The organism is Caulobacter sp. BK020, assembly GCF_004342605.1.
GTDB lineage: Bacteria > Pseudomonadota > Alphaproteobacteria > Caulobacterales > Caulobacteraceae > Caulobacter.
In genome coordinates, this window is the sequence record NZ_SLZL01000011.1 from 54,590 (window position 1) to 80,422 (window position 25,833).

General features: G+C 69.4%; 20 protein-coding genes. 1 reads left to right on the top strand and 19 read right to left on the bottom strand.

Translation table 11 applies throughout. The features are described 5' to 3' along the window. Window positions 1-32: 32 nt before the first annotated feature. From metK to EV278_RS14985, 14 genes are all read right to left on the bottom strand, one after another. Entirely contained in the window at window positions 33-1,256 is a 1,224-nt protein-coding gene (gene metK, locus EV278_RS14920; RefSeq protein ID WP_132092920.1) for a methionine adenosyltransferase, read from the bottom strand. A gap of 113 nt (window positions 1,257-1,369) precedes the next feature. Then, a complete protein-coding gene (locus tag EV278_RS14925; protein WP_132092923.1) occupies window positions 1,370-1,804 on the bottom strand; it encodes a helix-turn-helix transcriptional regulator in 435 nt (144 codons plus the stop codon). 53 nt (window positions 1,805-1,857) lie between these two features. Then, window positions 1,858-3,441, bottom strand: a complete 1,584-nt coding sequence (gene lnt / locus EV278_RS14930) for an apolipoprotein N-acyltransferase (RefSeq protein ID WP_132092926.1) — start codon at window positions 3,439-3,441, stop codon at window positions 1,858-1,860. Then, window positions 3,438-4,361: a hemolysin family protein gene (locus EV278_RS14935; protein ID WP_132092929.1), complete on the bottom strand. Its 924-nt coding sequence runs from the start codon at window positions 4,359-4,361 to the stop codon at window positions 3,438-3,440. Before EV278_RS14935 ends, lnt begins: the two co-directional genes overlap by 4 nt. Before the next feature lie 12 nt (window positions 4,362-4,373). Further along, on the bottom strand, window positions 4,374-4,844 hold the full coding sequence (gene ybeY, locus EV278_RS14940) for an rRNA maturation RNase YbeY (RefSeq protein WP_165916661.1): 471 nt from the start codon (window positions 4,842-4,844) through the stop codon (window positions 4,374-4,376). A 17-nt stretch (window positions 4,845-4,861) separates the two neighbouring features. Then, entirely contained in the window at window positions 4,862-5,806 is a 945-nt protein-coding gene (locus EV278_RS14945; protein ID WP_132092935.1) for a PhoH family protein, read from the bottom strand. Continuing rightward, on the bottom strand, window positions 5,803-7,155 hold the full coding sequence (gene miaB / locus EV278_RS14950) for a tRNA (N6-isopentenyl adenosine(37)-C2)-methylthiotransferase MiaB (RefSeq protein WP_132092939.1): 1,353 nt from the start codon (window positions 7,153-7,155) through the stop codon (window positions 5,803-5,805). The genes EV278_RS14945 and miaB overlap by 4 nt, the downstream gene beginning before the upstream one ends. A 160-nt stretch (window positions 7,156-7,315) precedes the next feature. Continuing rightward, window positions 7,316-7,723: a Fur family transcriptional regulator gene (locus EV278_RS14955; protein ID WP_029589386.1), complete on the bottom strand. Its 408-nt coding sequence runs from the start codon at window positions 7,721-7,723 to the stop codon at window positions 7,316-7,318. A 60-nt stretch (window positions 7,724-7,783) separates the two neighbouring features. Next, window positions 7,784-8,236 (bottom strand): ribosomal protein S18-alanine N-acetyltransferase, encoded by a 453-nt coding sequence (gene rimI, locus EV278_RS14960; RefSeq protein WP_132092942.1) that lies wholly within the window; start codon window positions 8,234-8,236, stop codon window positions 7,784-7,786. Continuing rightward, entirely contained in the window at window positions 8,233-8,874 is a 642-nt protein-coding gene (tsaB, locus tag EV278_RS14965) for a tRNA (adenosine(37)-N6)-threonylcarbamoyltransferase complex dimerization subunit type 1 TsaB (protein WP_132092945.1), read from the bottom strand. The genes rimI and tsaB overlap by 4 nt, the downstream gene beginning before the upstream one ends. Continuing rightward, a complete protein-coding gene (locus EV278_RS14970; RefSeq protein WP_132092948.1) occupies window positions 8,871-9,542 on the bottom strand; it encodes a DUF1131 domain-containing protein in 672 nt (223 codons plus the stop codon). The genes tsaB and EV278_RS14970 overlap by 4 nt, the downstream gene beginning before the upstream one ends. 3 nt (window positions 9,543-9,545) lie before the next feature. Beyond that, the gene (locus tag EV278_RS14975; protein ID WP_132092951.1) at window positions 9,546-10,196 is read right to left on the bottom strand and encodes a DUF1131 family protein; all 651 of its coding nucleotides are present in this window, start codon (window positions 10,194-10,196) and stop codon (window positions 9,546-9,548) included. Window positions 10,197-10,310: 114 nt separating this feature from the next. Continuing rightward, the gene (locus EV278_RS14980) at window positions 10,311-10,898 is read right to left on the bottom strand and encodes a malonic semialdehyde reductase (protein ID WP_132092954.1); all 588 of its coding nucleotides are present in this window, start codon (window positions 10,896-10,898) and stop codon (window positions 10,311-10,313) included. A 75-nt stretch (window positions 10,899-10,973) separates the two neighbouring features. Continuing rightward, complete coding sequence (locus EV278_RS14985; protein ID WP_132092957.1) at window positions 10,974-11,543, bottom strand: NifU family protein; 570 nt, start codon at window positions 11,541-11,543, stop codon at window positions 10,974-10,976. A gap of 133 nt (window positions 11,544-11,676) precedes the next feature. On the opposite strand from EV278_RS14985, the gene EV278_RS14990 reads away from it, so the two are divergent. Beyond that, window positions 11,677-12,957 (top strand): cytochrome P450, encoded by a 1,281-nt coding sequence (locus tag EV278_RS14990; RefSeq protein ID WP_132092960.1) that lies wholly within the window; start codon window positions 11,677-11,679, stop codon window positions 12,955-12,957. A 117-nt stretch (window positions 12,958-13,074) separates the two neighbouring features. Here the strand turns inward: EV278_RS14990 and trpS are convergent, their stop codons facing one another. The 5 genes from trpS to mutS form a co-directional block, all read right to left on the bottom strand. After that, window positions 13,075-14,109 carry a tryptophan--tRNA ligase gene (gene trpS / locus EV278_RS14995; RefSeq protein WP_132092963.1) on the bottom strand — a complete coding sequence of 345 codons (1,035 nt, stop codon included), beginning with the start codon at window positions 14,107-14,109 and terminating at the stop codon, window positions 13,075-13,077. 247 nt (window positions 14,110-14,356) lie between these two features. Continuing rightward, on the bottom strand, window positions 14,357-16,042 hold the full coding sequence (gene murJ, locus EV278_RS15000; protein WP_243692206.1) for a murein biosynthesis integral membrane protein MurJ: 1,686 nt from the start codon (window positions 16,040-16,042) through the stop codon (window positions 14,357-14,359). A 117-nt stretch (window positions 16,043-16,159) separates the two neighbouring features. Beyond that, a complete protein-coding gene (locus EV278_RS15005) occupies window positions 16,160-19,990 on the bottom strand; it encodes a M10 family metallopeptidase C-terminal domain-containing protein (protein ID WP_132092966.1) in 3,831 nt (1,276 codons plus the stop codon). A 191-nt stretch (window positions 19,991-20,181) separates the two neighbouring features. Then, entirely contained in the window at window positions 20,182-23,007 is a 2,826-nt protein-coding gene (locus tag EV278_RS15010) for a [protein-PII] uridylyltransferase (protein ID WP_132092969.1), read from the bottom strand. A gap of 80 nt (window positions 23,008-23,087) precedes the next feature. Continuing rightward, entirely contained in the window at window positions 23,088-25,787 is a 2,700-nt protein-coding gene (gene mutS, locus EV278_RS15015) for a DNA mismatch repair protein MutS (RefSeq protein ID WP_132092972.1), read from the bottom strand. Window positions 25,788-25,833 lie beyond the last annotated feature (46 nt).

Consider the following 25,833-nt stretch of genomic DNA (forward strand, 5'->3'; position numbering starts at 1 on the left):
GGCGAGTGTGTGTCCCCAGATGTTGTCTGGCCTCAGGCCAGGCCCTTCAGTTCCGACACCAGGTCGGTCTTCTCCCACGAGAAGCCGCCCTCGTTGTCCGGCGTGCGGCCGAAGTGGCCGTAGGCGGCGGTGCGGGCGTAGATCGGCTTGTTCAGCTGCAGGTGTTCACGGATCGAGCGCGGGGTGGCGCCGCCGATCAGCTGGGGCAAAAGCTTTTCCAGCTGGGCCGGATCGACCTTGCCGGTGCCGTGCAGGTCGACGTGGAACGACACGGGCTGGGCCACGCCGATGGCGTAGGCGATCTGGATGGTGCAGCGGTCGGCCAGACCCGCGGCGACCACGTTCTTGGCCAGGTAGCGGCAGGCATAGGCCGCCGAGCGGTCGACCTTGGTCGGGTCCTTGCCCGAGAACGCGCCGCCGCCGTGCGGGGCCGCGCCGCCATAGGTGTCGACGATGATCTTGCGGCCGGTGACGCCGGCGTCGCCGTCCGGGCCGCCGATCTCGAAGCGGCCGGTCGGATTGACCAGCCACTGGGTCTTCTTGGTGATCAGACCGTCCGGGAAGATCGGCAGGATGTGCGGCTTGATCAGGTCCAGCACGCGCTTGGAGGTCGCGGCCTTGCCGTCGATCTTCTTCTTGTGCTGGTGCGACACGACGATCGAGACCACGCGGACCGGCTTGCCGGCGGCGTCGTATTCCAGGGTCACCTGGCTCTTGGCGTCGGGCTCAAGCTCCGACAGCTCGCCCGAGTGGCGCAGCTGGGCCAGGCGGCTGAGGATGTTGTGGCTGTACTGCAGGGTGGCCGGCATCAGCTCCGGGGTCTCGGTGCTGGCGTAGCCGAACATGATGCCCTGGTCGCCGGCGCCTTCGTCCTTCTTGTCCGAGGCGTCCACGCCCTGGGCGATGTGGGCCGACTGGCCGTGCAGGTAGCAGGCGTACTTGGCCTTCTCCCAGTGGAAGCCCTTCTGCTCGTAGCCGATATCCTTGATCGCGGCCCGGACCTTGGGCTCCAGCGACTTGATGATGTCCTTGGTCAGCTGTTTGTTGGCGGCCTTGTCGCCGCCCGGCTTGCCGGCCCGCACCTCGCCCGCCAGGACGATGCGGTTGGTGGTGACCAGGGTTTCGCAGGCGACGCGGGCTTCGGAGTCGGCGCTCAGGAAGGCGTCGACGACGGTGTCGCTGATCCGGTCGGCGACCTTGTCCGGATGGCCTTCGGAAACGCTTTCGCTGGTGAAGATGTAGGAAGAACGGCTCAAGGGTCAGCTCCGGACATGACGTCGCCCGCTCGGACGGTCTGCCCGAGGGAACTAGTCGCGAACATATAAAGATATGTTTATGTCCGCAAGCCGCCCTGGCCTGCTTTCGCCGATCAGGCTTCCGCCTCTTCCTCGATCAGCTCGTCGGCCATCGACCGGACGAGGTCGAGAATGCGCCGGCGGACGCGGGACTTGCCGATGCGCGGAAACAGCGCGGCCAGTTCCAGGCCTTCCGGGGTCATCAGGAAATCGTGCACGAACTGCTCGGAGCCGTTTTCCTCGAAACCGTCGACATCGGTCGGGTCGGCCAGGCCTTCGAAGAAGTAGGACACCGAGGACTGCAGGCTCTTGGCGATCTCGTACAGCTTGGAGGCGCTGACGCGGTTGGCGCCGCGCTCGTACTTCTGCACCTGCTGGAAGGTCAGGCCCAGATCGTCGGCCAGACGCTCCTGGCTGACGCCGAGAATCTTGCGCCGCATGCGGATGCGGGCGCCGACGTGCAGGTCGATCGGGTTGGGGGAGCGGTCTTGGTCAGAGGTCGTGTTCATGCCGTTCAATCACTTGGGGGAAAAAGCCACGGGAATCTGGAAGCCTGTCTGTTTCAGTTCGGGACTTTTTCCAAGCGCCGACCCCCTGGAACGCGAATCGCGGCGGCGAATGAAACCAAAAGCAGCAGTCCGAATGGCCAGTGCCCAAGTCTGGAGAACAGCGTCGGAAAGCCGACATTGGGCACCTTACCGTCGATCACCCCTGATTCGCCAAGATTCAGGCGGGCGTGGGGCAAGATCCGCCCTCGGGCGTCGATCAGGGCGGAAACCCCCGTCGGCGTCGCCCGGATCAGCGGCAGGCCCGTCTCGATCGCGCGATAGCTGGCCAGGTTCAGGTGCTGCAAGGGTCCGGACGTCACGCCGAACCACGCGTCGTTGGAGACATTGACGATGGCGCGCACGGCCGGCGCCGGCTCGGCCAGGCGCGGGAACAGGCTCTCATAGCAGATCAGCGGCTGGACCAGCAGGTTCGGGGCGATCCGCAGCGGCCTGGGGGCCGGCCCCGTGGCGAAGCCGTCGCCCAGATGGGCCATGCTCTTGACGCCCAGCTTCGTCATCAGGGCGTCGGCCGGCAGGTACTCGCCGAACGGCACCAGCCGGTGCTTGTCGTAGATCCCGACCACCTCGACATCGCCGGCCGTGCGGCGCAGGGCGACCAGGCTGTTGTAATAGACTGGTTTGTCGGGGGTCCCTTCGTAGCGATAGCCGCCCAGCAGCATCACCTGCCCCGGCTTGAGGGCGTCGACGATGGCCTGCCGCACCCAGCTGCCCGGAACCATGTAGTCGTTGATCGCCAACGGCAGGGCGCCCTCGGGCCAGACGACGAGATCGGCGGGCTTGCCGGCGTAGGGCCTGGCGGTCAGCGAGACATAGGCCTGGACGATCTGGGCGAAGCGCGCCTGGTCCCACTTGGATTCCTGCGGGATGTCGGCCTGGATGATGCGGACGGTCGTGGGCGCCTGACCAGCGACCGGCGTGGGCGCGGCGCGCAGCAGCCATCCGCCGGCGAAGAGCACCCCCAGGCCGGCGAGCGCCGCCCCCACCGCGATCCGGCCGCGCCTGCCGTCGCGCCAGACCGCCGGGGCCGCGGCGATCGCCAGGGTGAACCAGGTCAGGCCGTAGGCGCCGACCAGGGCCGCGACCTGCGACACGGCCGAGCCGGCCTTCCAGGTCTCGCCGGGCAGGTTCCAGGGAAAGCCGGTCAGGATGTGTCCGCGCGTCCACTCCAAAGCCGCGAAGGCGCCGGCGAACACCAGCACGCGCCGCGCGCCGGGCGGGCGGACCAGGCGGTAGAGCACCGCCGCCAGACCCCAGAACAACGCCATGCCCGCGGCCATCGCCGCCACCGCGAACGGGGCCATCCAGCCCTGGTTGGCGGCGTCGACCATGAAGGCCTCGGCGATCCACCAGGTGGAAAGGCCGAAATAGGCGAGCCCCGTCAGCCAGCCGCGAAAGAAGGCCGAGCGCAGGGGTCGAGGCCCGTCGGCCGCGTCCAGCAGCCAGAGAAGCGCGGCGTAGCCCAGCAGGCCCGGCAGGATCCCGAACGGCGGATGGGCCAGGGCGGCGGCCAGGCCCGCCAGCAGGGCCAGACCCCGGGCGCGCCACGGCGTCAACTTCGACGGGACCGGCAGGGTCACGAAGCGGCCACGCGTCCGGGCGGGTCGGAGGCCTCGGCGTCGGGCGCGACGACGGGGCGCACCCGCACCCGGCGCACCCGCCGTGGATCGGCCTCGACGACCTCCAGGTCGAAGCCGGCCGGATGGGCGATCACCTCGCCGCGCTGCGGCACGCGGCCAGCCAGAGCCACCACCAGGCCGGCGACGGTGTCGATGTCCTCTTCCATGTCCGGCGGCGCCAGGTCGCAATCGAGCGCGGCCTCCAGGTCCTCCAGCGGCGCGCGGGCGTCGACCTCGAACAGGCCGCCGGGACGGGCGACGATGTTGGACACCTGGGCGTCGTCGTGCTCGTCGTCGATCTCGCCGACCACCGCCTCGATCAGGTCCTCCATGGTCACCAGGCCGTCGGTGCCGCCGAACTCGTCGATGACCAGGGCCATGTGGATGCGGCTGGTGCGCATGCGCAGCAGCAGGTCGGCGGCCCGCATCGAGGCCGGCACGTACAGCGCCTCGCGCCGCAACCGGTGCAGGATCTGGTCGGCGGCCCCCGGACGCCTGTCGTCATCGGCCAGCAGGCGGAACACGTCCTTGACGTGGACCACCCCCACTGGATCGTCCAGGGTCTCGCGATAGATCGGCATCCGCGAGTGCTCGGCCTCGGTGAACTGGGCCACCAGCGCCTCGAACGCCGTCGACACCTCGACCGCCACGATGTCGGCGCGGGGGGTCATCACGTCGGCCACCCTCAGGCTCTGGAACGCCTCGGCCTGGTCGACCATGTCGACCTCGTGGACCAGGGCCGGGTCGGCCGGACGCGTCTCAGCCGACGGGACCAGCCCGCCCGGGGCCAGCCCCTTGCGCATCCTGCGGAAGAACGCCCGCACGCCCCGGCTCAGGCGAGCCGGGCCGGCGGGCGTGGAACTCTGGTCGTCGCTGGGCATGCCCTGGCTTGGTTATCCCTCTGGTGACGTGGGTTCGGCGTAGGGATCGGGAATGTCCAAACCCGCGAGGATCTCGCGCTCGAACGCTTCCATCGCCTCGGCCTCGGCGTCGTCCTGATGATCGTATCCTAAGAGATGAAGCACCCCGTGCGCCACCAGATGTTGCAAGTGGTGCGCGAGGGGCTTGCCCTGCTCGGCCGCTTCGCGGGCGCAGACCCCGAACGCCAGGGCGATATCGCCGATCTGGCCTTCCGGATTGCCCACGGGATCTTGAGCCGAGGGGAAGGACAGGACGTTGGTCGCATAGTCCTTCTGGCGGAAGTCGCGGTTCAGCGCCTGGACGCTGTCGTCGTCGGCCAGCAGGATGACGATGCCGTTCCCTTCGATGTCCTCGTGAGCGTCCAGCACCGCCTGGGCGGCGCGCCAGACCAGGGCCTCGACCTCGGGCTCGGCCCTGATCCAGGCCTCATCCTCGATCTCGATGTCGACCGTGACGGTCATCAGCGCGTCGTCGTCTGCAGGGCGTCGGCGTCGTAGGCCTTGACGATGCGCTCGACCAGCGGATGGCGCACCACGTCGGCCGAGGTGAAACGCGACACCGCCACGCCCTCGACCCCCTCCAGGATCGACACGGCATGGGCCAGGCCGGAGTCTCGCGGGTTCAGCAGGTCGACCTGGGTCGGATCTCCGGTGACCACCATCCGCGCGCCCTCGCCCAGCCGGGTCAGCACCATCTTCATCTGCAGCCGCGAGCAGTTCTGGGCTTCATCGACAATGACGAACGCATGGGCCAGGGTGCGACCGCGCATGAAGGCGATCGGGGCGACCTCGATCTCCAGCTTCTCGCGGCGGCGGCGCAGCTGGTCGGCGCCCATGATGTCAGTCAGAGCCTCCCAGACCGGGGCCATGTAGGGGTCGACCTTCTCGTTGAGGTCGCCTGGCAGAAAGCCCAGCTTCTCGCCAGCCTCGACGGCGGGCCGGGTGACGATCAGCCGGTCGACCTCGCCGCGCAGCAGCATGCCCGCGCCCTGGGCGACGGCCAGGAAGGTCTTGCCCGTGCCGGCCGGGCCCAGGCCGAAGCACAGCGGATGGCTGGCCATGGCCTCCATGTAGCGGGCCTGGCCCTTGGTCTTGGGCGACACCGAGCCCTTGCGCACCGCGCGAGGCGAGGCCTGGCCGCCGGCGCTGTGGGCCTCGCCGACCGCCACCCGCACGTCGGCCTCCACCACCTCGTCCTCGGCGTCGGCCCGATCGGCCAGGGCGACGATCACCCGCTTGGCGCTTGAGCGGCCCTTGACGTCGCCGGTGATCGTCACCCCGCCGCCCGGCGTCTCGATCAGCACCTTGAAGGCGTCCTCGATCAGGGCGGCGTGACGGCCGTTCGGGCCGGAAACGGCGCGCACGGCGGCAGCGGACAGGGGCAGGAACTCAGGCGTGCGGCTCAAGCGGACTCCAGCAAAGATTGGTTCTCGAGCACGCCGCCCAGGCTCATCTTGGCCGACGACTCGATGCGAACGGGAACGATCTGGCCCAGCAGGCTGTCGGGGCCCACCGCGTGCACAGCCTGCAGATAGGGACTGCGGCCGACGATTTGACCGGGGTTGCGGCCTTTTTTCTCGAACAGCACCGGCAGGACCTTGCCGACCTGCAGGGCGTTGAACGCCTTCTGCTGCGCGTCCAGCAGGGCGTTGAGGCGGTCCAGGCGCTCGGCCTTGACCGCTTCGTCCACCTGGCCCGGCATGGCCGAGGCCGGGGTGCCGGGGCGGCGCGAATATTTGAACGAGAAGGCGCTGGCGAAGCCGACCTCGCGGACCAGCTCCAGCGTCTTGTCGAAATCGCCGTCGCGCTCGCCGGGGAAGCCGACGATGAAGTCGCCGCTCATGGCGATGTCGGGCCGCGCGGCGCGGATCTTCTCGACCAGCCGCACATAGCTCTCGGCGGTGTGGTCGCGGTTCATGGCCTTGAGGATCTTGTCCGACCCGGCCTGCACGGGCAGGTGTAGATAGGGCATCAGCTGCGGCAGTTCGCCGTGCGCCGCGATCAGGTCCTCGCCCATGTCGCGCGGATGGCTGGTGGTGTAGCGGATGCGGTCCAGACCGGGGATCCTGGCCAGGCGACGAACCAGCTTGGCCAGGGTATGGCCGCCGCCGTCATAGGCGTTGACGTTCTGGCCCAGCAGGGTGACCTCGCGCACGCCCTGGTCGGCCAGGCGCCGGGCCTCGTCCTCGATGGCCTCGGGCGGCCGCGACCACTCGCCGCCGCGCGTATAGGGCACCACGCAGAAGGTGCAGAACTTGTCGCAGCCCTCCTGCACGGTCAGGAAGGCGGTGACGCCGTTCACCTGGCGCTCGGCCGGCAGGGCGTCGAACTTCTCGTCGGCGGCGAAGTCGGCCGACAGGCGCTCTCCGGTCGCCCGGTGGGCGCGGGCGATCAGTTCGGGCAGCTGGTGATAGGCCTGCGGCCCGACCACCAGGTCGACGGCCGGCTGGCGATGCATGATCTCCTTGCCCTCGGCCTGGGCCACGCAGCCGGCCACGGCGATGGTCATCTTGCCGCCGGCCTGCGCCTTCCGGCCCTTCATCTGCTTGATGTAGCCGAGTTCGGAATAGACCTTCTCGGTGGCCTTCTCGCGGATGTGGCAGGTGTTGAGCACCACCAGGTCGGCCCCTTCCGGGTCGTCGACCACGCCATAGCCCAGCGGACGCAGGACGTCGGCCATGCGCTCGCTGTCATAGACGTTCATCTGACAGCCGTAGGTCTTGATATAGAGGCGCTTTTGCGGGGTCTCGCTCATGGGGGCGTTATGAGCGCGGGGGCGTTAACGCGCAAGGCCGTGGGGAATACACTTGCCCCCTACTGGCCTTCGGCCGTCTTCCCCCGGAGGGGGAAGAGCGCTCCGCCCCCTATGGGGGCGGACAGACGGCGAAGCCGTCAGGTGGGGGCAAGTTCGAGGCTCACTCCTCGATCGGAACCCCGTACAGCTCCAGCCGGTGATCCACCAGCTTGTAGCCCAGCTTCCGCGCGATGGCGTTCTGCAGGGCCTCGATCTCCTCGTCCACGAACTCGACGACCTTGCCGGTCTTCATGTCGATCAGGTGGTCGTGGTGATGGTCGGGGGTCTCTTCGTAGCGCGAGCGGCCGTCGCGGAAGTCGTGGCGCTCGATGATGCCGCTCTCCTCGAACAGGCGGACCGTCCGATAGACCGTGGCGATCGAGATGTGCGGGTCGACGGCGTGGGCGCGGCGGTGCAGTTCCTCGACGTCCGGATGGTCGGTGGCCGCCGACAGCACGCGGGCGATGACCCGACGCTGGTCGGTCATGCGCATGCCCTTATCGATGCAGAGCTTTTCGAGGCGATCCACGGCGACGTCTCCGGAAGATGAATCCAAGCCAGATTCGCGGGCAAGATAGGGGTTTGGCCGCTAGCTGTTAAGCACCCGACGCATCACCACCGCGTCCTTGGCCCCATCCGCATGGGGATAATAGCCTTTTCTCAGGCCCACGCGGGCGAAGCCGGTGGTCTCGTAGAGCCGGATCGCCGCGACATTGTCGGCCGCGACCTCGAGAAACATCTCGAAGGCGGCGGCTTCCCTGGCGACGCCGGCCGCCATCTCGACCAGGGCGGCGCCCCAGCCGCGGCGGCGGGCGGCGGGGTCGACGGCCACGGTCAGGATCTCGGCCTCGCCGGCGATCGCCCGGCACAGGATGAAGCCCTTGGCCTCCTCCGGTTGGCCAGCCTCGCCCAGCACCGCGAAGGCGCCGGGGCTGTTGAGCAGGGTCTCGAATTCCTCCGCCGACCAGGGCCGGTCGAAGGCCCGGTCGTGCAGATCGGCCAGGGTGAAGCAGGCTTCCAGCCCGACAGGACGCAGGATCATGCCGCGGGCGCCACGGCGTAGGGCGCGCGCAGATAGAGCGGCCGGGGCGAATGGCCGGGGATCGGCTTGGCCGCCGCCAGGCGGGCGATGGCCACGGGATCGGCATAGGCCGGCGTCAGCACGGTGGCGCCGGGCAGGACCTCGGCGACCAGCGGCGCACCGGACCCGATCAGGGTGGCCGGTCCGCCCGAATAGAGCTCGGCCAGGCGCGCGGCGGCCACCCCGACCTCCAGGGCGTCGGGAGCCATCAGCGGCCTTCCGCCGTCGAAGACCTGCAGATAGACTTGGCCCATCTTGGCGTCGAGCACACCGGCCACGAGGCCCACCGCCTGGGCCGAGGCCGCCAGGGCCTCCAGGGTGTTGACGCCGACGCAGGGGATCGACAGGGCCGTGGCCAGGCCCTTGGCGAAGGACAGCCCGACCCGCAGGCCGGTGAACGAGCCGGGGCCGACGGTGACGGCGACGCGGGTCAGCTCGGCGAACGTCACCCCGGCCTCGGCCGCCACTTCGCGGGCCAGGACGGCGATGCGCTCCTGGTGACCGCGAGTCATCGGCTCGCTGCGGGCGGCGCGGACGACGTCGCCGTCCAGGATGGCGACGGAGCTGGCGTTCAGGCAGGTGTCGATGGAAAGGATCAATTCGTCACCGGAGCTACGGGCGCGCCCCCCCGCCAGAGGAATTCTCGCAAGGTCGCCTTGTCGCGCAGCACCGCCTCGGGCGGCGTTGCGTCCACCGTCCAGCCGGGCACGGCGAACACGTAGCGCAGCACCGGCTCGCCGGGCTGGGTGCAGATCACAGCGTGGGCGTCGCGGTCCTTGCCCATCCAGCAGCGCGGATAGTCCATGTCGGCGTCCGCCCATTTCAGGCCGAGCGTCTCGCCGCGCGGCCCCTGGGGCGCGCCGCCGGTGACGCGGATGTCGCCGACCGTGCGGGCGCCGGGATTGCCTTGAATCTCGATCACGCCGCCGTCCTGTCGAACCGTGATGATCGGCGTCTCCGCGCCCTGGGCGTCACGCAGGACGCCGGCTTCGACCTGGGCCTTGGGAAACCGCGGCCTGATGGCGTCGAGCGAAAACTCGGTCAACGACATCAGCGGGCCGACCGAGAACTCGTCCAGAGCCAGCGGACCACCGACATACGGCGTGAAGCGATCGACCCCGCCGTCGGCAGCCGGCCGGGTGACCATGGCGGGAGGGGGCGTGGAAGCGGCGGGGGCCGAGGCGGGCTTGCCGGTTTGGGCGTTGTCCGCCGGCCCGCAGGCGGCCAGGACCAGTAGCGGCGCGGCGGGGATCAGGTGTCGGATCATCGATCAGGCCGCCCCGACGGCCGCCTGCTCGGCCGGACGCCAGACGAATTCGTTCAGCTGGCCTTTGGCCTTCAGGGTCTCGACCGGCGGCAGGCCGCCCCTGGCCCAGCCGGGCACGCCGAACACGTAGGACACCGTCGGGGCCTCGGGGCGCACGCAGACGGTCTGGTTGACGGTGCGGCCCTCGCCGGCCCGGCACTGGGCGATGTCGAACCCGAGATCGGCCCATTTCCCTAGCAAAGCCTCGCCCTTGGGACCCTCGACTGGCCCGCCGGCCAGCCGGATCTCGCCGATGCCGCCCTCGGCGCCCTTGCCGATCTCCAGCAGCGGGACATTGTCCTGCTCGACCGTGATGATCGGCCCGGGCGGGCCCTCGCCGACGTGGATGAAGGCGCTCTTGACCACGGCCTTGGGGAACAGGGCCTTGATGGTCGCCAGGTCGAAGGCCGTCTCGCCGGTGACCGGGCCCACGCCGTCGGCGCGCACATGCAGCGGCCCGCCGACATAGGGCGTCACCGCGATGGCGACCGGCCCGGACTTGGGGACGTCCGACGACGCGGCCGACGGCGGGGCGGCGGTGTCGGCTTGCTTGGCGGGGCCGCAGGCGGCGAGCAGCAGCAGAGGAACGGCGATCAGGGCGAGGCGCTGGGTCATCGGGCCGTTCTAGCATCGGCCGCGTGCTGTTCGCCACCAGCGCGAACCGTCGTCATTCCGGCCGGGGCGAAGCGAAGCGCCGGGATGACGACTTTTTCGAGTGTCAGGATCTGATCACAGAATCTTCGCAGCTTTCTCGAAGTCCAGGCGCGGATTGCGCGGGAACAGGTTTTCGTCCGTGCCGTATCCGATCGAGGCGATGAAGTTCGACTTGATATTGGTCCCGGCGAAGAATTCCTGGTCGACGCCGGCGTTGTTGAAGCCGGACATCGGCCCCACGTCCAGGCCCAGCGCCCGCGCCGCCAGGATGAAATAGCCGCCTTGCAACGAGCTGTTGCGCAGCGCGGCGATTTCCGTGGCCGCGGGATCGCTGAACCAGGTCTTCACCCCCGGGAGGTTGGGGAACAGCGTGTCGAGCGTTTCGGGGAAGTCCAGGTCGTAGCCGACGATCACCGTCACCGGGGCCTTGAGAATCTTGGCGGCGTTCGAGCCAGACGACAGGGCCGCCAGCCGGGCCTTGGCCTCGGGGCTGGTCAGGAAAAGGAAACGGGCCGGCGTAGCGTTGAAGGCGGTCGGGCCGAACTTCACCAGGTCGTACAGCTCGCGCAGCACCGGTTCGGGGATGGGCTGGTCGCTCCAGCCGTTGCGCGTGCGCGCCTTGGTGAACAGTTGGTCGAGAGCCGTGTCGGCGAGCTTGGCCATCAGCGATCCTTATGGGCGATATAACTGCAACTTATACAGTTACAATAAGGTCGCCGAAGGGCTCTGGCAAGGCGTCTACAGCGTCTGCTCGACCCGGGTCACTTCCGGCACATAGTGCTTGAGCATGTTCTCGACGCCCGCCTTCAGCGTGGCCGAGGACGACGGGCAGCCCGAGCAGGCGCCGCGCATGTGCAGCCAGACCACGCCGGTGGCCCGTTCGAACTTGGAAAACACGATGTCGCCGCCGTCCTGGGCCACGGCCGGACGGATGCGGGTGTCGAGCAGGTCCTTGATCTCGGCGACGATCTGCGCGGTTTCGTCGTCATAGACGCCGTCCTCGTCATGGCCGCTTTCCGCCTGGTCCAGCAGCAGGGGCCGGCCGCTGGTGAAGTGGTCCATGATGGCGGCCAGGATCGGCGCCTTCAGGTGCGGCCACTCCGCGCCCTCGGCCTTGGTCACGGTGAGAAAGTCCGGGCCGAAGAACACGCGGTTGACGTCGCCCAGGCGGAACAGGGCCTCGGCCAGGGGCGAGGCGTCGCCCTCCTCGGCGGTGCGGAACTCGCGCGCGCCCTCGCCCAGCACTTCGCGGCCGGGCAGGAACTTCAGGACCTCGGGATTGGGCGTGGTTTCGGTCTGGATGAACATGCCGGAGAAATGGACCCGGGAAGCCCCCAGGACAAGTGCCCGGCTGCCGCTTGCGTCATCGTGACAAACGAACCGTGTTATGGCTCCATCGTCAAAACAACTGTTTCACCCACTGTTCCCAGGGGAGGTCGCCATGAGCGACGGAGCCATCGACCTGTCGAGCGAGGCCCAAAGGGACGCGGCGAGGGCCAAGGCCTACGCCATGCCGCTGGACGAGATCGACGTCGCCGATCCCGCCCTGTTCCAGGCCGACGCCCACTGGCCCTATTTCGAGCGGCTGCGGGCCGAGGACCCGGTGCACTACTGCGCCCACAGCGAGTACGGCCCCTACTGGTCGGTCACCCGCTACAACGACATCATGACCGTCGACACCACCCACCAGGTGTTCTCGTCGGACTCCAGCTTCGGCGGCATCACCATCCGCAACTTCGACGAGGACTTCGTCCTGCCGATGTTCATCGCCATGGACCCGCCCAAGCACGACATCCAGCGCAAGACCGTCAGCCCGATCGTCTCGCCGGTGAACCTGGCGTTGCTGGAAGGGACGATCCGCGAGCGGGTGGGCGGGATTCTCGACGGCCTGCCGATCGGCGAAACCTTCGACTGGGTCGACAAGGTGTCGATCGAGCTGACCACCCAGATGCTGGCCACCCTGTTCGACTTCCCCTGGGAAGAGCGCCGCAAGCTGACCCGCTGGTCGGACGTCACCACCGCCATCCCGGGGGCCGGCGTCGTCGACAGCGAGGACCAGCGCCGGGCCGAGCTTCTGGAGTGCCTGGCCTATTTCACCGAGCTGTGGAACCAGCGGGTCAACTCGACCGAGCCGGGCAATGACCTGATCTCGATGCTGGCCCACGGCGAGGCGACGCGGAACATGCCGCCGTTCGAGTATCTGGGAAACATCCTGCTGCTGATCGTCGGCGGCAACGACACCACCCGCAACTCGATCACCGGCGGCCTGCTGGCCCTCAGCCAGAACCCCGCCGAGGAGGCCAAGCTGCGGGCCGACCCGTCGCTGATCCCCAACATGGTCTCGGAGATCATCCGCTGGCAGACGCCGCTGGCCTATATGCGCCGCACGGCGGTGGCGGACTTCGAGCTGTCGGGCAAGACCATCAAGAAGGGCGACAAGGTGGTGATGTGGTACGTCTCGGGCAACCGCGACGAGACGGTGATCGACAATCCCGACGCCTTCCTGATCGACCGCCCCCAGGCCCGCCGCCACCTGTCGTTCGGCTTCGGCATCCACCGCTGCGTCGGCAACCGCCTGGCCGAGCTGCAGCTGAAGATCATCTGGGAAGAGATCCTCAAGCGCTTCCCGAAGATCGAGGTGATGGGCGAACCCAAGCGGGTCTATTCCAGCTTCGTGAAGGGGTATGAGAGCTTGCCGGTGCGGATTCCGGGGAGGCTGTAACTTGCCCCCTACTGGCCTTCGGCCGTCTTCCCCCAGAGGGGGAAGAGCGCCAGCGCGGAAGGCTCCGCCCCCTATGGGGGCGGACAGACCGCGAAGCGGTCAGATGGGGGCAAGTGTTCAAGCCCCCCAGAACCCGACCAGCTTCTTCACCTCGGCCACCGTCGGCGCCGCCACCTCGGACGCCCGCTCCGCCCCTGCCTTCAAGATCCGGTCGATCTCGGTCGGATCGGCCAGGAAGCGGCGCATGGTCTCGCCGACCGGGGCCAGTTTCTCGACCGCCAGCTCGGCCAGGGCCGGCTTGAAGGTCCCGAAGCCCTGGCCCGCGTAATCGGCCAGCACCTCGGCCTTCGAACGGCCGGCCAGCGCCGCGAAGATGCCCACCAGGTTGTCGGCCTCCGGCCGGGCGGCCAGGTCATCCAGGGTCTCGGGCAGCGGCTCCGGATCGGTGCGGGCCTTCTTGACCTTGGCGGCGATGGCGTCGGCGTCGTCGGTCAGGTTGATGCGGCTGTAGTCCGACGGGTCGGACTTGCTCATCTTGGCCGAGCCGTCGCGCAGGCTCATGATCCGAGCGCCGGGCCCCTGGATCAGCGGCTCGGGCTGCGGGAAGAAGCCCTGCACGCCGAAGTCGTGGTTGAACTTGCCGGCGATGTCGCGGGTCAGCTCCAGGTGCTGCTTCTGGTCCTCGCCCACCGGCACGTGGGTGGCCTTGTAGACCAGGATGTCGGCGGCCTGGAGCACCGGATAGGTGTAGAGGCCGACGCTGGAGCGCTCCTTGTGCTTGCCGCTCTTCTCCTTGAACTGGGTCATGCGGTCGAGCCAGCCCAGGCGGGCCACGCACTGGAAGATCCAGGCCAGCTCGGCGTGCTCGCGCACCGCCGACTGCGGGAAGATCGTCGCCTTCTTCGGATCGAGGCCGGCGGCCAGGTAGGCGGCGGTGATCTCGCGGGTCTGCTGGGCCAGGGCCTCGGGGTCCTGCCAGACGGTGATGGCGTGCAGGTCGGCCACGAAGATGAAGGTGTCCATCTCGTGCTGCAGCCGAGCGAACTTCACCAGGGCGCCCAGATAGTTGCCCAGGTGCAGGGCGCCGGACGGCTGGACGCCGGAGAGCACGCGGGTCGGACCCGCATAGGGGACGGGGGTGTGGTCGGTCATGGCTTCAGCCCTGGATGTCGAAAGCGGTATGGCGGATGCGCGGAGCGCGCGCCGCGTGCTGGGCGCGGCGGTCGGAGTCAGAGAAAGCGGCGCCATCGCGGCGCGTAAGATCCGATCGAAGCCATGCCCGCTGGTTACCGGGCGCGGCGTCGGAGAGCAAGCGGGGACATGCCCCTGCAGCGCCGTCCCCATCGGCGGGCGCGGCGCTTGAACTTGGGGACACGCCGCAAGGGCATGTCCCCGACCCTTACTTGCCCCGCCTCAGCACGCCCTTCAGCTCGGCCGGCGTCACCCCGCCGAACAGGAAGACCAGCGGCGGATAGAGCGCCGCGCCGACCAGCACGGTCAGCAGCAAGGCGAACTCCTTGGCCCCCAGGGTGTGGCCACGCAGGCCCAGTTCCCGCAGCGGGGCCTCGATCAGCGGCCGCCAATGCGAGGCCGCGGCCAGGGCCCCGCCCATGGCGACGCTGGCCGCCAGGATCCGGCTGACCCGCGACCAGGTCCGTAGCGAAGGGCTGTAGTGGCCCTTGCGCGACAGGCCCCACACCATCTGGCCGACATTGATCCACGAGGCCACGGCCGTGGCGGCGGCGATGCCCTTCACCCCGATCAGGTTGAACAGCAGGATGCCCAGGCCGATGTTCATGGCCACCGAGATCAGGGCGAAGCGCATCGGGCTCTTGGTGTCGCCCCGGGCGAAGAAGGCCCGCGAATAGAGCTGCTGCAGCACGAAGGCCGGCGTGCCCAGGCCGTAGAAGAACAGGGCCGAGGCGGTCTGGCTGGCGTCGAAGCTGGTGAACTGGCCGCGGGTGTAGAGGGCGTCCGACAGGAAGCCCGGCATGGCCACCAGGGCGGCGGCGGCGGGAATCGTCAGGGCCATGGCCAGGGTGATGGCCTGGTCCATGGCGGTCTGGGCGTCATCGCCGTCGCCGGTGTTCACGGCCCGCGACAGGCGCGGCAGCAGCGCCACGCCGATCGCCACCCCCACCAGGCCCAGCGGCAGCTGGTACAGGCGGTCGGCGGTGGCCAGCCAGGAGCGGCCGCCGGGCACGTGGCTGGCCAGATTGCCGGAGATGAAGATGTTGACCTGGGTGGCGCTGGCCGCCAGGGCGCCGGGAATAGCCTTGCCGATCAGTTCGCGCACCTCCGGCGTCAGGCGCGGCAGCCGCCAGTGGACCTTGGCTCCGGACTTGTTGACGCCCCAGGTCAGCAGGGCGGCCTGGGCCACCCCGGCCACGATCACCCCGACCGAGCCCCAGGTGGCGGCCCCGACGGCGCTGGTCTGGGGCAGGATGAAGACCAGGGTGGCGACGTTCAGCAGGATCGGCGCCCCGGCCGACAGCACGAAGCGGTCGCGAGCGTTCAGCACCCCCGACAGGTGGGCGACGATGGCCATGCACGGCAGGTAGGGCATGGTGATCTGGGTCAGCAGCACCGCCAGCTTGTACTTTTCGGTGCCCCAGCCGAAGCCCGGGCTGATCAGCATCATCAGCCAGGGCATGGCCAGCTGGCAGACGATCGTGATGACGATGGTGGCCGCAGCCAGGCTGGCCATGGCGTCGGCGGCCAGGATATCGGCGGTCTCCTCGCCGTCGCGCTGCAGCGACTTGGCGTAGGCCGGCACGAAGGCGGCGGCGAACGCCCCCTCGGCGAAGAACCGGCGGAACAGGTTGGGGAAAGCCAGGGCCGCGTTGTAGGCGTCGGCCGCCGGGGTGGCGCTGGCCCCCATCCGGTACGAGACCGCCAGGTCGCGGGCGAAGCCCATGAACCGGCTGACCAGGGTCAGGCCGGAATAGATCGCCGACGATTTCAGCAGGCCGCCGGCCTTCTTGGCGGAGGCGGGCGCTTCGGCGGGCTTTTCGGGGGGCGCGATGTCGGTCACGAACGGCTTCTGCGGGCTGGGCGGCGAGCCGTCAAGGCGAGGGTTGGGCATGGACCGAACTTGGCCGGCAATCTGGGAGCCTCGTCCGTGCCCAACGTGGATTTTCGGCGAGATCGCGGTGCAGGGCCGCCGAGGGACGCGCGGCGAGCCACGCATCCCTCGCGACGCCTACCAGAGGATGTCCGACGCCTTCACGTTCGGCGTGGCGAACAGGACCTGCAGGTCGTTGTCGGGATTACCGGCCAGTTGCACGAACAGGTACGAGGCGTTGGCGTCGGACACCAGGGTGAACTTGTCCAGTGGGTTGGTGTGCAGGGCGGTCAGATCGATCTTGTCCACGCCCGTCTGAAAATCGTGGATGATGTCCGACGCGCCAGGAGCCGAGTCGGACTTGTCGAGGAACTTGAAGGTGTCCGCCCCCGCGCCTCCAAACAACGCGTCGGCCGCCCCGCCGCCGATGATGATGTCATTGCCGCCGCCGCCGACGATGCTCTCGCTGAGATAGCCGCCGATCAAGGTGTTGGCGGTGTCGTCCCCGACCACATAGGCGCCGCTGGTCAGGCCGATCATGTCGGCGGGGTTGATGTCGTGGGTCGAGGCGATCTGGAAGGCGCCGGCCGTCGAATTGCCGAAGATGAACGTGCCGCCGTTGGAGCGGATGACGCTGACGTTGGTCGCCCCCATGATCCCGTTTAAGTACACCCTGTCCACGCCCGTCTCGAAGTCGTGGATGATGTCCATGCCACCCGGCGCGCCGTTCGAGTCGGTACCGGACTCGTACATGAAGGTGTCCATGCCGCCGCCGCCGAACAGGGCGTCGCCCGAACCGCCGGCGTAGATCGCATCGTAGCTCGAGCCGCCGATGATCGTGTCCGCGCCGGCGCTGCCGTACAGGGCGCCCGCCACGTTTTCGCCGACGACATAGAGGCCGCCGGTCAAGCCCAGCAGGCTGATGCCGAAGACTTTGTCGATCGACGCGATCTGGAACGCGCCGTCGGCCGCGCCGCCGTTGATGAAGGTTCCGCCGTTGTAATAGACGATGCTGACGTTCGACGGATTCATCGCCGAGAGGTCGATCTTGTCCACGCCGGTCTGGAAGCCGTGGATGATGTCCAGGTTCTGGTTATTGGACTCCGACGCCGACCGGTAGGTGAAGACGTTGCGGCCGCCATTGCCGTACAGGGCGTCGCCGCCGCCGCCGCCGATGATGACGTCGTTCCCGCCGCCGCCGACGATGCTGTCGGGATTGTCGCCGCCGATCAGGGTCATGCCGCTGTCGTCGCCGACGATGTAGTAGTTGGTGGTCCCGCCCGTCAGGATGTCGTTGGCCTCGACATCGCCGACGGCGGCGATCTGCATCTGGCCGCCCGATGTCGAGGGGAACAGGTACGAAGCGCCCTGCGCGTGCAGGATGCTCATGTAGGTGGGCGCCACCGCCGACAGGTCGATCTTGTCCACGCCGTGCTGGAAGTCGGAGAGGATGTCGTAGCCATCGCCATGGGAATCCCCGGCGACTTCATAGCGGAAGATGTCGACGCCGGCGCCGCCCGTCAGGTTGTCGCCCGCCCCCTTGCCGATAAGCACGTCCGCCCCGTCGCCGCCGACCAGCTTGTCGTAGCTCGGCGTGCCCGCCAGCGTCTGGCCAACAATGACCGTGATGACGTCCGACAGCGCCAGGACATTCGTCGAGCGGAGATAGAACGTGCCGGCGGCGGCGGTCGTCGCCGTCAGGGTATAGACCCCGTTCGCCTGGCCGATCGTGACGTTGGTCGGCTGCATCGCCGCGATGCTGATCTTGTCGACTCCGGTCTGAAAGTCGGTGATCAGGGTCGATGCGGCCAGCGTCGAGTCCGAGGCGAGCAGGAACTTGAAGGTGTCGGATCCGCTGTCGCCCGACACCGAACTTGCACCGACAGCGAGGATCACGTCATCGCCGTCGCCGCCCGAGATCACGTCGTCGCCGCCGCCGCCGTCGAGCGTGTCGTCCCCCGCCATGCCCAGAAGGATGTTGCCGTTGGCGTCGCCGCGGAGGAGGTCGGCGAAGCTCGAGCCCCGCAGCCCTTCGATCGAGGTATAGGTATCGCCCAACGCGTCGCCGGTATTGGTCGAGGGTTGCTGGAGCGAGGCGTGGACGCCCGTCGAGGCCGTGCCGTAGGCCGCGTAATCGACGCCCAGCCCGCCGTCGAGGACGTCGCTGCCCGTCCCGCCGTCCAGGACGTCGGAGCCGTCGGCGCCGTTGAGCTTGTCCGCCCCGCCGCCGCCCCTCAAGGTGTTGTCGTAGGCGTTGCCGGTGAGGATGTCGGCGCCGTTGGCGCCATAGGCGTTCTCGATAGCGACGCCTGCGGCCACGACCAGTCCGCCTTGGACCGCGCCAATGTACGAGACATAGCCGCCGCCGCCCGGGGCGTTGAGCAGAGTCGCCGGACGCAGGTCGATCACGGCGTTGCCGGAGCCCGACGCGCTGATGGTGTCGTTGCCGCCGGTGTCCCAGAGAGCCAGGTAGCCGACGGTCGCGCCGTTGGTCGTCGGCAGGGTGTAGACGTCGTCGCCAGCATGGCTGACCGTCGCGCCGTACTTCTTCTGAAGCACGGCTATATCCAGCGCCATCGGACCGCGCTGCATGCCGTAGTTGTATCCACTCGGGCCGCCGGCCGGGCCCATCGGCCAGCCGTCGTTATAGGACATCATCGTGAAGACGCCCTGGTTCAGCCCGGCCACCCCATAGGAATCGAACGGGCCGGTGACGCCTTCCATGATCTCCGAAGAACCGCCGGTGTCGTGCGGGTGGGACAGGCCCAAGGCGTGGCCCACCTCGTGGATCAACGTGGAGAAGGCGAGTCCGCCCGGTTGCAGCGTCGCGGCGTTCCAGACGTCGGCGGCGGGCGAGAACGTCCCGATGGCCGGCGTGAGGGGCGGCAGGCTCATGGAGCCTAGCGTCTCGTCGCCCAGCGCGTCGTCGAGCACCATGATCATGGTGGCGCCGGCCGCCGAGGCGGTGGTGGTGAAGGTGACGTTGGAAACCGCCGATAGGGTCGCAAAGGCGGCCATGACGCTGGAGATCTCGCTGGCGGTCCAGCTGCGGTCGGCCGTGTGGGCGTCGAAGGTCTGGCCAGCCTGGGCGAAATAGACGGTGATCGCCGTATTGGCGATGTTCGTACCCCAGTCGATCGTGTCGAGTGGATTCTGCGGCGCCACGGCCTCGGCGGAGACACGATAGCCGCCGGTTTCGCCTGCGGCCGCTTCGGCCGACAGATAGTAGACCCCCGTGGTGGTCGGCGTGAACCGCAGCGCGGAGTCATATCCATCGCCGTAGTCGTCGTTGAAGGTGATCAGGCTCCCGTTTGCGCCGAACAGCTGGAGGTAGGAGTCCGACAGCGGGGAAGCCGAAGCCCCGTCGAGGTGGAACATGTAGCTCTGCCCGGCGGTCAGCGAAACGCGATACCAATCCGCGTCGGTCGCGTTTTCGAGGACGCCGTCGACGTGTCCGCCGATCGCCAGGCTGACGCCGGTGCTGGTGTCGCCCGGCACGACATCCGGGACCGTGGCGGTGGTCTTGATCACAAGGAAGGAGAACCGGCCGGTCTGACCGTCGGCGCTGCCCGCCGACACGTAGATCAGTCCGGAGGTGGTCGGCGTGTACTGATAATTGGCGTCAAGGCTGTTGAGCGAATTGTCGGCCGTGCCGATCAGCTGGCCGCTGCTGTCATAGATCCGCAGAATGGGGTCGGGCAGCGCCGGCCCGCCGCCGGTGCTGCTGGAATAGCCCTTCAGGAAGATGGTGTAGGTCTGACCCACCTGCGTCTGCAGGCCGTACCAGTCGGTGTCCGTGGGCGTGTTGATCCAGCCGAAGGCGCTTCCCAACGAGCCCGACAACACCTCGGTGGTGGAGGTGTCGCCCGGCACGGTGTCGCCCGGGGGAACGTCGGCGTTCTCGAACCCCTGCGTCAACCGCGCCGAGCTGTCGTCAGCCCAGCTTCGCATCGATTCAGAATAAGCCACGTGAACATCCCCCGAAACCAACGACAGTCGCCGACGCGACCTCGCCGACGTCTAAACCTGTCATTGAAGACGCGTGACGCACCTGGCGATAGTCGTCAAGGTTGATTGGATATCGACGAGAGGCATTTAGCGGCGCGGCGTTCAGAGGGGCGCGCCGAGGTAGGCGGCACACGGAGGGCTTCGGCGTCGTCCTACCGCGCCACGCTGGCCCGCGCCCGCTTCAGGCCCGGCCGCGTGTTCGGCGCCCCCGCCTCGTTCTGCTCGAGCGCCGCCAGCAGGTCGGCCTTCAGCGCCGCGACCTTCTTGGCGTCGGCCACCTTCCCCCCCTCCGGAGTCTGCACGTAGAAGGCGTCGACCGCCCGCTCGCCGTAGCCGTCGATGTGGGCCGACTGGATGGACAGGCCGTTGTCGGCCAGGGTGCGGGCCAGGGCCTGCAGCAGGCCGGGGCGGTCGCGGCCCGAGGCTTCGACCACCGTGGCCTCGTTGGAGGCCTCGTTGTCGATGACCACCGAGGGGGCGATCGAGAAGGCGGCGGTGCGCGACAGCTCCGCGCCGCGACGGGGTTCGACGGCGATGGGCTCGCCGCGGCCGGCCGCCTCCAGGGCGTCGGCCAGGCGGCGCAGGGCGCGCGGGTTCTCGCAGCCCAGGGCCGCGCCGGTCACGTCCTGCACATGGAAGACGTCCAGGGCCTGGCCCTGCCGCGAGGTGAAGACCCGGGCCCCGACCACGTTGCCGCCCAGGGAGGAGATGGCGAGCGCCAGATCGGCGAACAGGCCGCGGCGGTCCTTGGCGGCCACCACGATCTCGGCGGCGTTGGCGCCGACCGGCACCCGGCCCTCGGCGGCGGCCCCACCCTGGATCGCGGCGCGACGGGCCAGTTCCGCATGGGCCTTCAGGTCGTCCAGCGAGAAGGCGCCGAAATAGGCCGCCTCCATGGCCTGAGCCCAGCCCTTGGCGGCGGGGTCGGCCGCGACCAGGGCCGCGCGCGCGGCCTCGGCGGCGGCTTCCTGGTGGCGCTGGACATTGGCGGCGGCGTCGCTGCCCCGCCCGCCGCGGAACACCGCCTCGGTGGCGTTGTAGAGCTCGCGCAGAAGCTGACCCTTCCAGCCGTTCCAGACGCCCGGGCCCACGGCGCGGATGTCGGCGACGGTGATCACCAGCAGCAGGCGCAGGCGCTCGGGGTTCTCGACGATGCGGGCGAAGGCCGCGACCGTGCCAGGATCGGCCACGTCGCGCTTCTGGGCGAAGTCGCTCATGACCAGATGGTTCTCGACCAGCCAGGCCACCAGCTCGACCTTGGCGCGCTCGACGCCCAGGCGCTCGCAGGCGCTGCGGGCGCTGCGGGCCCCGGCCTTCTCCTGGCCGCCGACCCCGCCCTTGCCGGTATCGTGCAGCAGCATGGCCAGGAACAGGGCCTCGCGGTCCTCGATCAGCGGCATGATCGACACCGCCAGCGGGTGGTCGTCGACCAGCCGGCCGGCGGCCATGTCGCCGATCAGGCCCACGGCCCGCAGGGTGTGCTCGTCCACCGTGTAGGAGTGGTACATGTTGAACTGCATCTGGGCGACGACGCGGCCGAACTCGGGGATGAACCGGCCCAGCACGCCGGCGTCGTTCATCAGGGTCAGGGTGCGGTAGGACCGCTTGCCCTTGGCCAGCAGGTCGAGGAACGCCCGGGTCGCCAGCGGGTCGCGCCGGACCTTGGAGGTGATCAGGTTCAGGTTGCGGGTCACCGCCGTGAAGGCGTCCGGATGCAGGTCCAGGTCGCGGTCGTCGGCGGTCTTGAACAGCCGGATCAGGTTGACCGGGTCGGCCTCGAACACCTGGGGACCGTCGATGTTCAGCCGGCCGCCGTCCTCGTAGAAGCCGGCCACGTCCAGGGCCTTGCGCTTGGGCCGGCCGCCGCCGGGCAGGAAGCGGGAAATGCCCTTGGGTTCGTGCTTGAAGTGCTCGGCCTCCAGCTTGGCCGAGAAGGCGCGGGTCAGGGCTCCGACCTCCTTGGCGACCAGGAAGTAGCGGCGCATGAAGCGCTCGACGGCCGGGGCGTCGCCGCGGTCGCCATAGCCCATGCGGCGGGCGATCTCGGGCTGCAGGTCGAAGGTCAGGCGCTCCTCCGGCCGGCCGGTGGCGAAGTGCAGGTGGGCGCGCACGGCGTGCAGGAAGTCGAAGGCCCGGATGAAGCCCTTGGCCTCGCGGCGGTCGAACACCTCCAGCAGGAAGACGTCCTCGGGCCGGTCCACGGGGTGCAGGTATTCGGCGATCCACATCAGGGTGTGCAGGTCGCGCAGGCCGCCCTTGCCCTCCTTGACGTTGGGCTCGACCATGTAGCGGCTGGCGCCGGCCCGGGCCTGGCGGTCGTCGCGCTCCTTGAGCTTGGCCGCGACGAAGGCCGCGCCGGTGCCCTTCATGACATCGTCGCGAAACCGTTTCTTCAGCTCCTCGGCCAGGCGCTCGTCGCCGGTGAGGCGGCGGGCCTCCAGGATCGAGGTGCGGATCGTGTAGTCTTCCCGGGAGAGCTTGACGCACTCCTCGATGGTCCGCGAGGCGTGGCCGACCTTGAAGCCCAGGTCCCACAGCGCATACAGCATGAACTCGATCACGCTCTCGGCGTGCGGGGTCTGCTTGTAGGGCCGCAGGAACAAGAGATCGATGTCCGAGAACGGCGCCAGGGTGCGGCGACCGTAACCGCCGACGGCCAGCAGGCTCAGGCGCTCGCCCTCGGTCGGGTTGCGGGCCCGGAACACGTGGACGGTGGTGAAGTCGTAGAGCGCGGTGATCACCTCGTCGGTGACCCCGCTGAGCAGCCGGGCCGTCTCCAGGCCGCCGGCTCCGTTCTCCAGCCGCTCCTTGGCGATCATCCGGCCGCGAAACAGCGCCTGCTTGAGGATCTCGATGGCTCGGGCCCGCTGGCCGGCCTCGTCGCCGATCAGGTCGAGGGCGGCGGCCGACAGGCGGGCGCGCAGGGCGTGGCCGTCGACGACATGTTCCAGAGGCGTGGGGCGAAGACGGCGGGGCATGGCGGCTATATGGGGTTCCCGGGCGCGCGCGTCGAACCCGTCAAGCCGGTCCGCCGCGCCGCCGCCTTCACTATACGATGTCAGGTCTTGAGCAGAGCCTTAAGACGGTAGAGCGCGTCCAGCGCCTCGCGGGGGCTCATGCCGTCGACATCCAGCTCCGCCAGCGCCGCGTCGGTGCGGCTGGGCGCCGCCTGGATGGGCGCCGAAACGGGCGCGGAGGCGGCGAACAGCGGCAGCTCGTCCAGCTTGGCCGGTGATTCGGTCTTGCTCTCCAGCCGGTCCAGCACCGCCTTGGCGCGGGCCACCACCTGGGGCGGCACGCCGGCCAGCTTGGCCACCTGGACGCCGTAGGAGCGGTCGGCCGGACCCGCGGCGGCCTCGTGCAGGAAGACCAGGTCGCCGTTCCACTCCTTGGCCCGCAGGCTGAGGTTCGAGACATGGGCCATCCGCGTCTCCAGCGTGGCCAGCTCGTGATAGTGGGTGGCGAACAGAGCCCGGCAGCGATTGACGTCGTGCAGGGCCTCGGCGCAGGCCCAGGCGATGGCCAGGCCGTCATAGGTGGCCGTGCCCCGGCCGATCTCGTCGAGGATCACCAGGCTGCGCGGGCTGGCCTGGGTGAGGATGGCGGCGGTCTCAACCATCTCCATCATGAAGGTCGAACGGCCCCGGGCCAGGTCGTCGCCGGCCCCGACCCGGCTGAACAGGCGATCGACGACGCCCAGGCGCAGGGACTTGGCCGGCACATAGCAGCCGGCCTGGGCCAGGATGGCCAGCAGGGCGTTCTGGCGCAGGAAGGTCGACTTGCCGGCCATGTTCGGTCCGGTGACGATCGACAGCCGCGCGCCCGCCTCGCCGGCCGCGTCCAGGCGGCAGTCGTTGGGGGTGTAGGGATCGCCGGCCCGCTTGACCGCGGCCTCGACCACCGGGTGGCGAGCGGCGCGGGCCTCGAAGGCCAGGGACCGGTCGACGGTGGGACGCACCGCGCCGGCGTCTTCCGCCCATTGGGCCAGGGCGGCGGCGACGTCCAGCCGGGCCAGGGCCTCGGCGGCCAGCTGAATCGACTCGGCCAGGGCGACGGCCTCGGCGCGCCAGTCCTCGAAGGCCGCGACCTCCATGGCCAGGGCCCGCTCGGCCGCCTGGGCGATGCGGGCGTCCAGGTCGGCCAGCTCGACCGTGGTGAACCGCACCTGATTGGCCAGGGTCTGGCGGTGGATGAAGGTGGCGTTCAGCGGCGGCTGGAACAGCGGGTCAGCCTTGCCGGCCGTGGCCTCGACGAAATAGCCGAGCACGCCGTTGTGGCGGATCTTCAGCGGCACGCCGCTGTCCTGGATCAGGCGGGCCTCGAGGGCGGCCACCACCCGGCGGCTGTCGTCGCGCAGGGCGCGGGCCTGGTCCAGCTCGGGCCGCACGCCGGGAGCCACGAAGCCGCCGTCGCGGGCCAGGGCCGGCAGGTCGGGGCCCAGGCCCACCTCCAGCGCATCGAGCAGCCGCGACAGGCCGACCTGCAGCGACGGGGTCAGGGCCTTCAGCGCCGCCTCCAGCTCGGTCGGCGGCGGCGACAGCGGGTCGCTGGTCCCGCCGACCATGCCGGCCAGCTTCTCGCCGGTCTTCAGGCCGTCCTTCAGGCAGCCCAGGTCGCGCGGGCCGCCCCGGCCCAGGGCCAGGCGAGACAGCGCGCGGGCCATGTCGCCGGCCCCCTTCAGCACCTCGCGCAGATGCTCGCGCAGGCTTCGGTGGTCCACGAACCATTCCACCGCGTCCAGCCGGGCGTCGATGGCGGCGGGGTCCAGCAGCGGCCGGGCCAGGCGCGAGGCCAGCAGGCGGGCCCCGCCCGCCGTCACCGTGCGGTCGATGCAGGCCAGCAGCGAGCCGTTACGGTCGCCGCCCTGGGTGCGGTCGATCTCCAGGCTGGAGCGGGTGGCCGGGTCGATGGCCATCACGTCGGCCTCGGCCGCGCGGCGCGGGGCGCGCAGGGCCGGCAGCTTGCCGGCCTGGGTCATCTCCAGGTGGGCGGCGATCAGGCCCAGAGCGCCGATCTCGGCCGATGAGAGCCCGCCGAACCCGTCCAGGGTGTCGACGCCGTACAGCCGCTTGACGCGGGTTTCCGACGCCTGGGGCTCGGACAGGGCCGAGGGCATGGGCTGGATCAGCCCGCCGCAGATCTTCAGGGTCTGGGACAGATGCTCGTCCGACAACAGCCGGTCGGCGACCAGGGTCTCGGACGGAGCCAGGGCCGCCAGGATCGCCGCGACCGCGTCCTTGGCGACCAGGAAGCACTCGACCTCGCCGGTGGACAGCTCGACCGCCGCCACGGCGGCCTGGCCGGCCCGCACCGCCACGGCCGCCAGGCGGTTGGCGCCGCGCGCGTCCAGCAGGCCGTCCTCGGTCAAGGTGCCGGGGGTGACCACCCGGACGATGTCGCGGCGGACCACCGACTTGGAGCCGCGCTTCTTGGCCTCGGCCGGATCTTCCATCTGCTCGCAGACGGCGACCTTGAAGCCCATGCGGATCAGCTTGGACAGATAGGCCTCGGCCGCGTGCTGCGGCACGCCGGCCATCGGGATCGGCTGGCCGTTGTGCGTGCCGCGGAAGGTCTGGCTGATGCCCAGGGCGGCGGCGGCCTTGTAGGCGTCGTCGAAGAACAGCTCGTAGAAGTCGCCCATGCGGAAGAAGATCAGGGCGTCGGGCTGGCGCGCCTTCATCTCGAAGAACTGCTGCATCACCGGCGTCGCGCCGGTGGCGTCATAGGTCTGGACGGCGGGGGAGGCGGGGGCGTTCATCCCGCCGGAAGGTATAGGGCGTCGCGCCTTCCGTTAAGACTCCGGC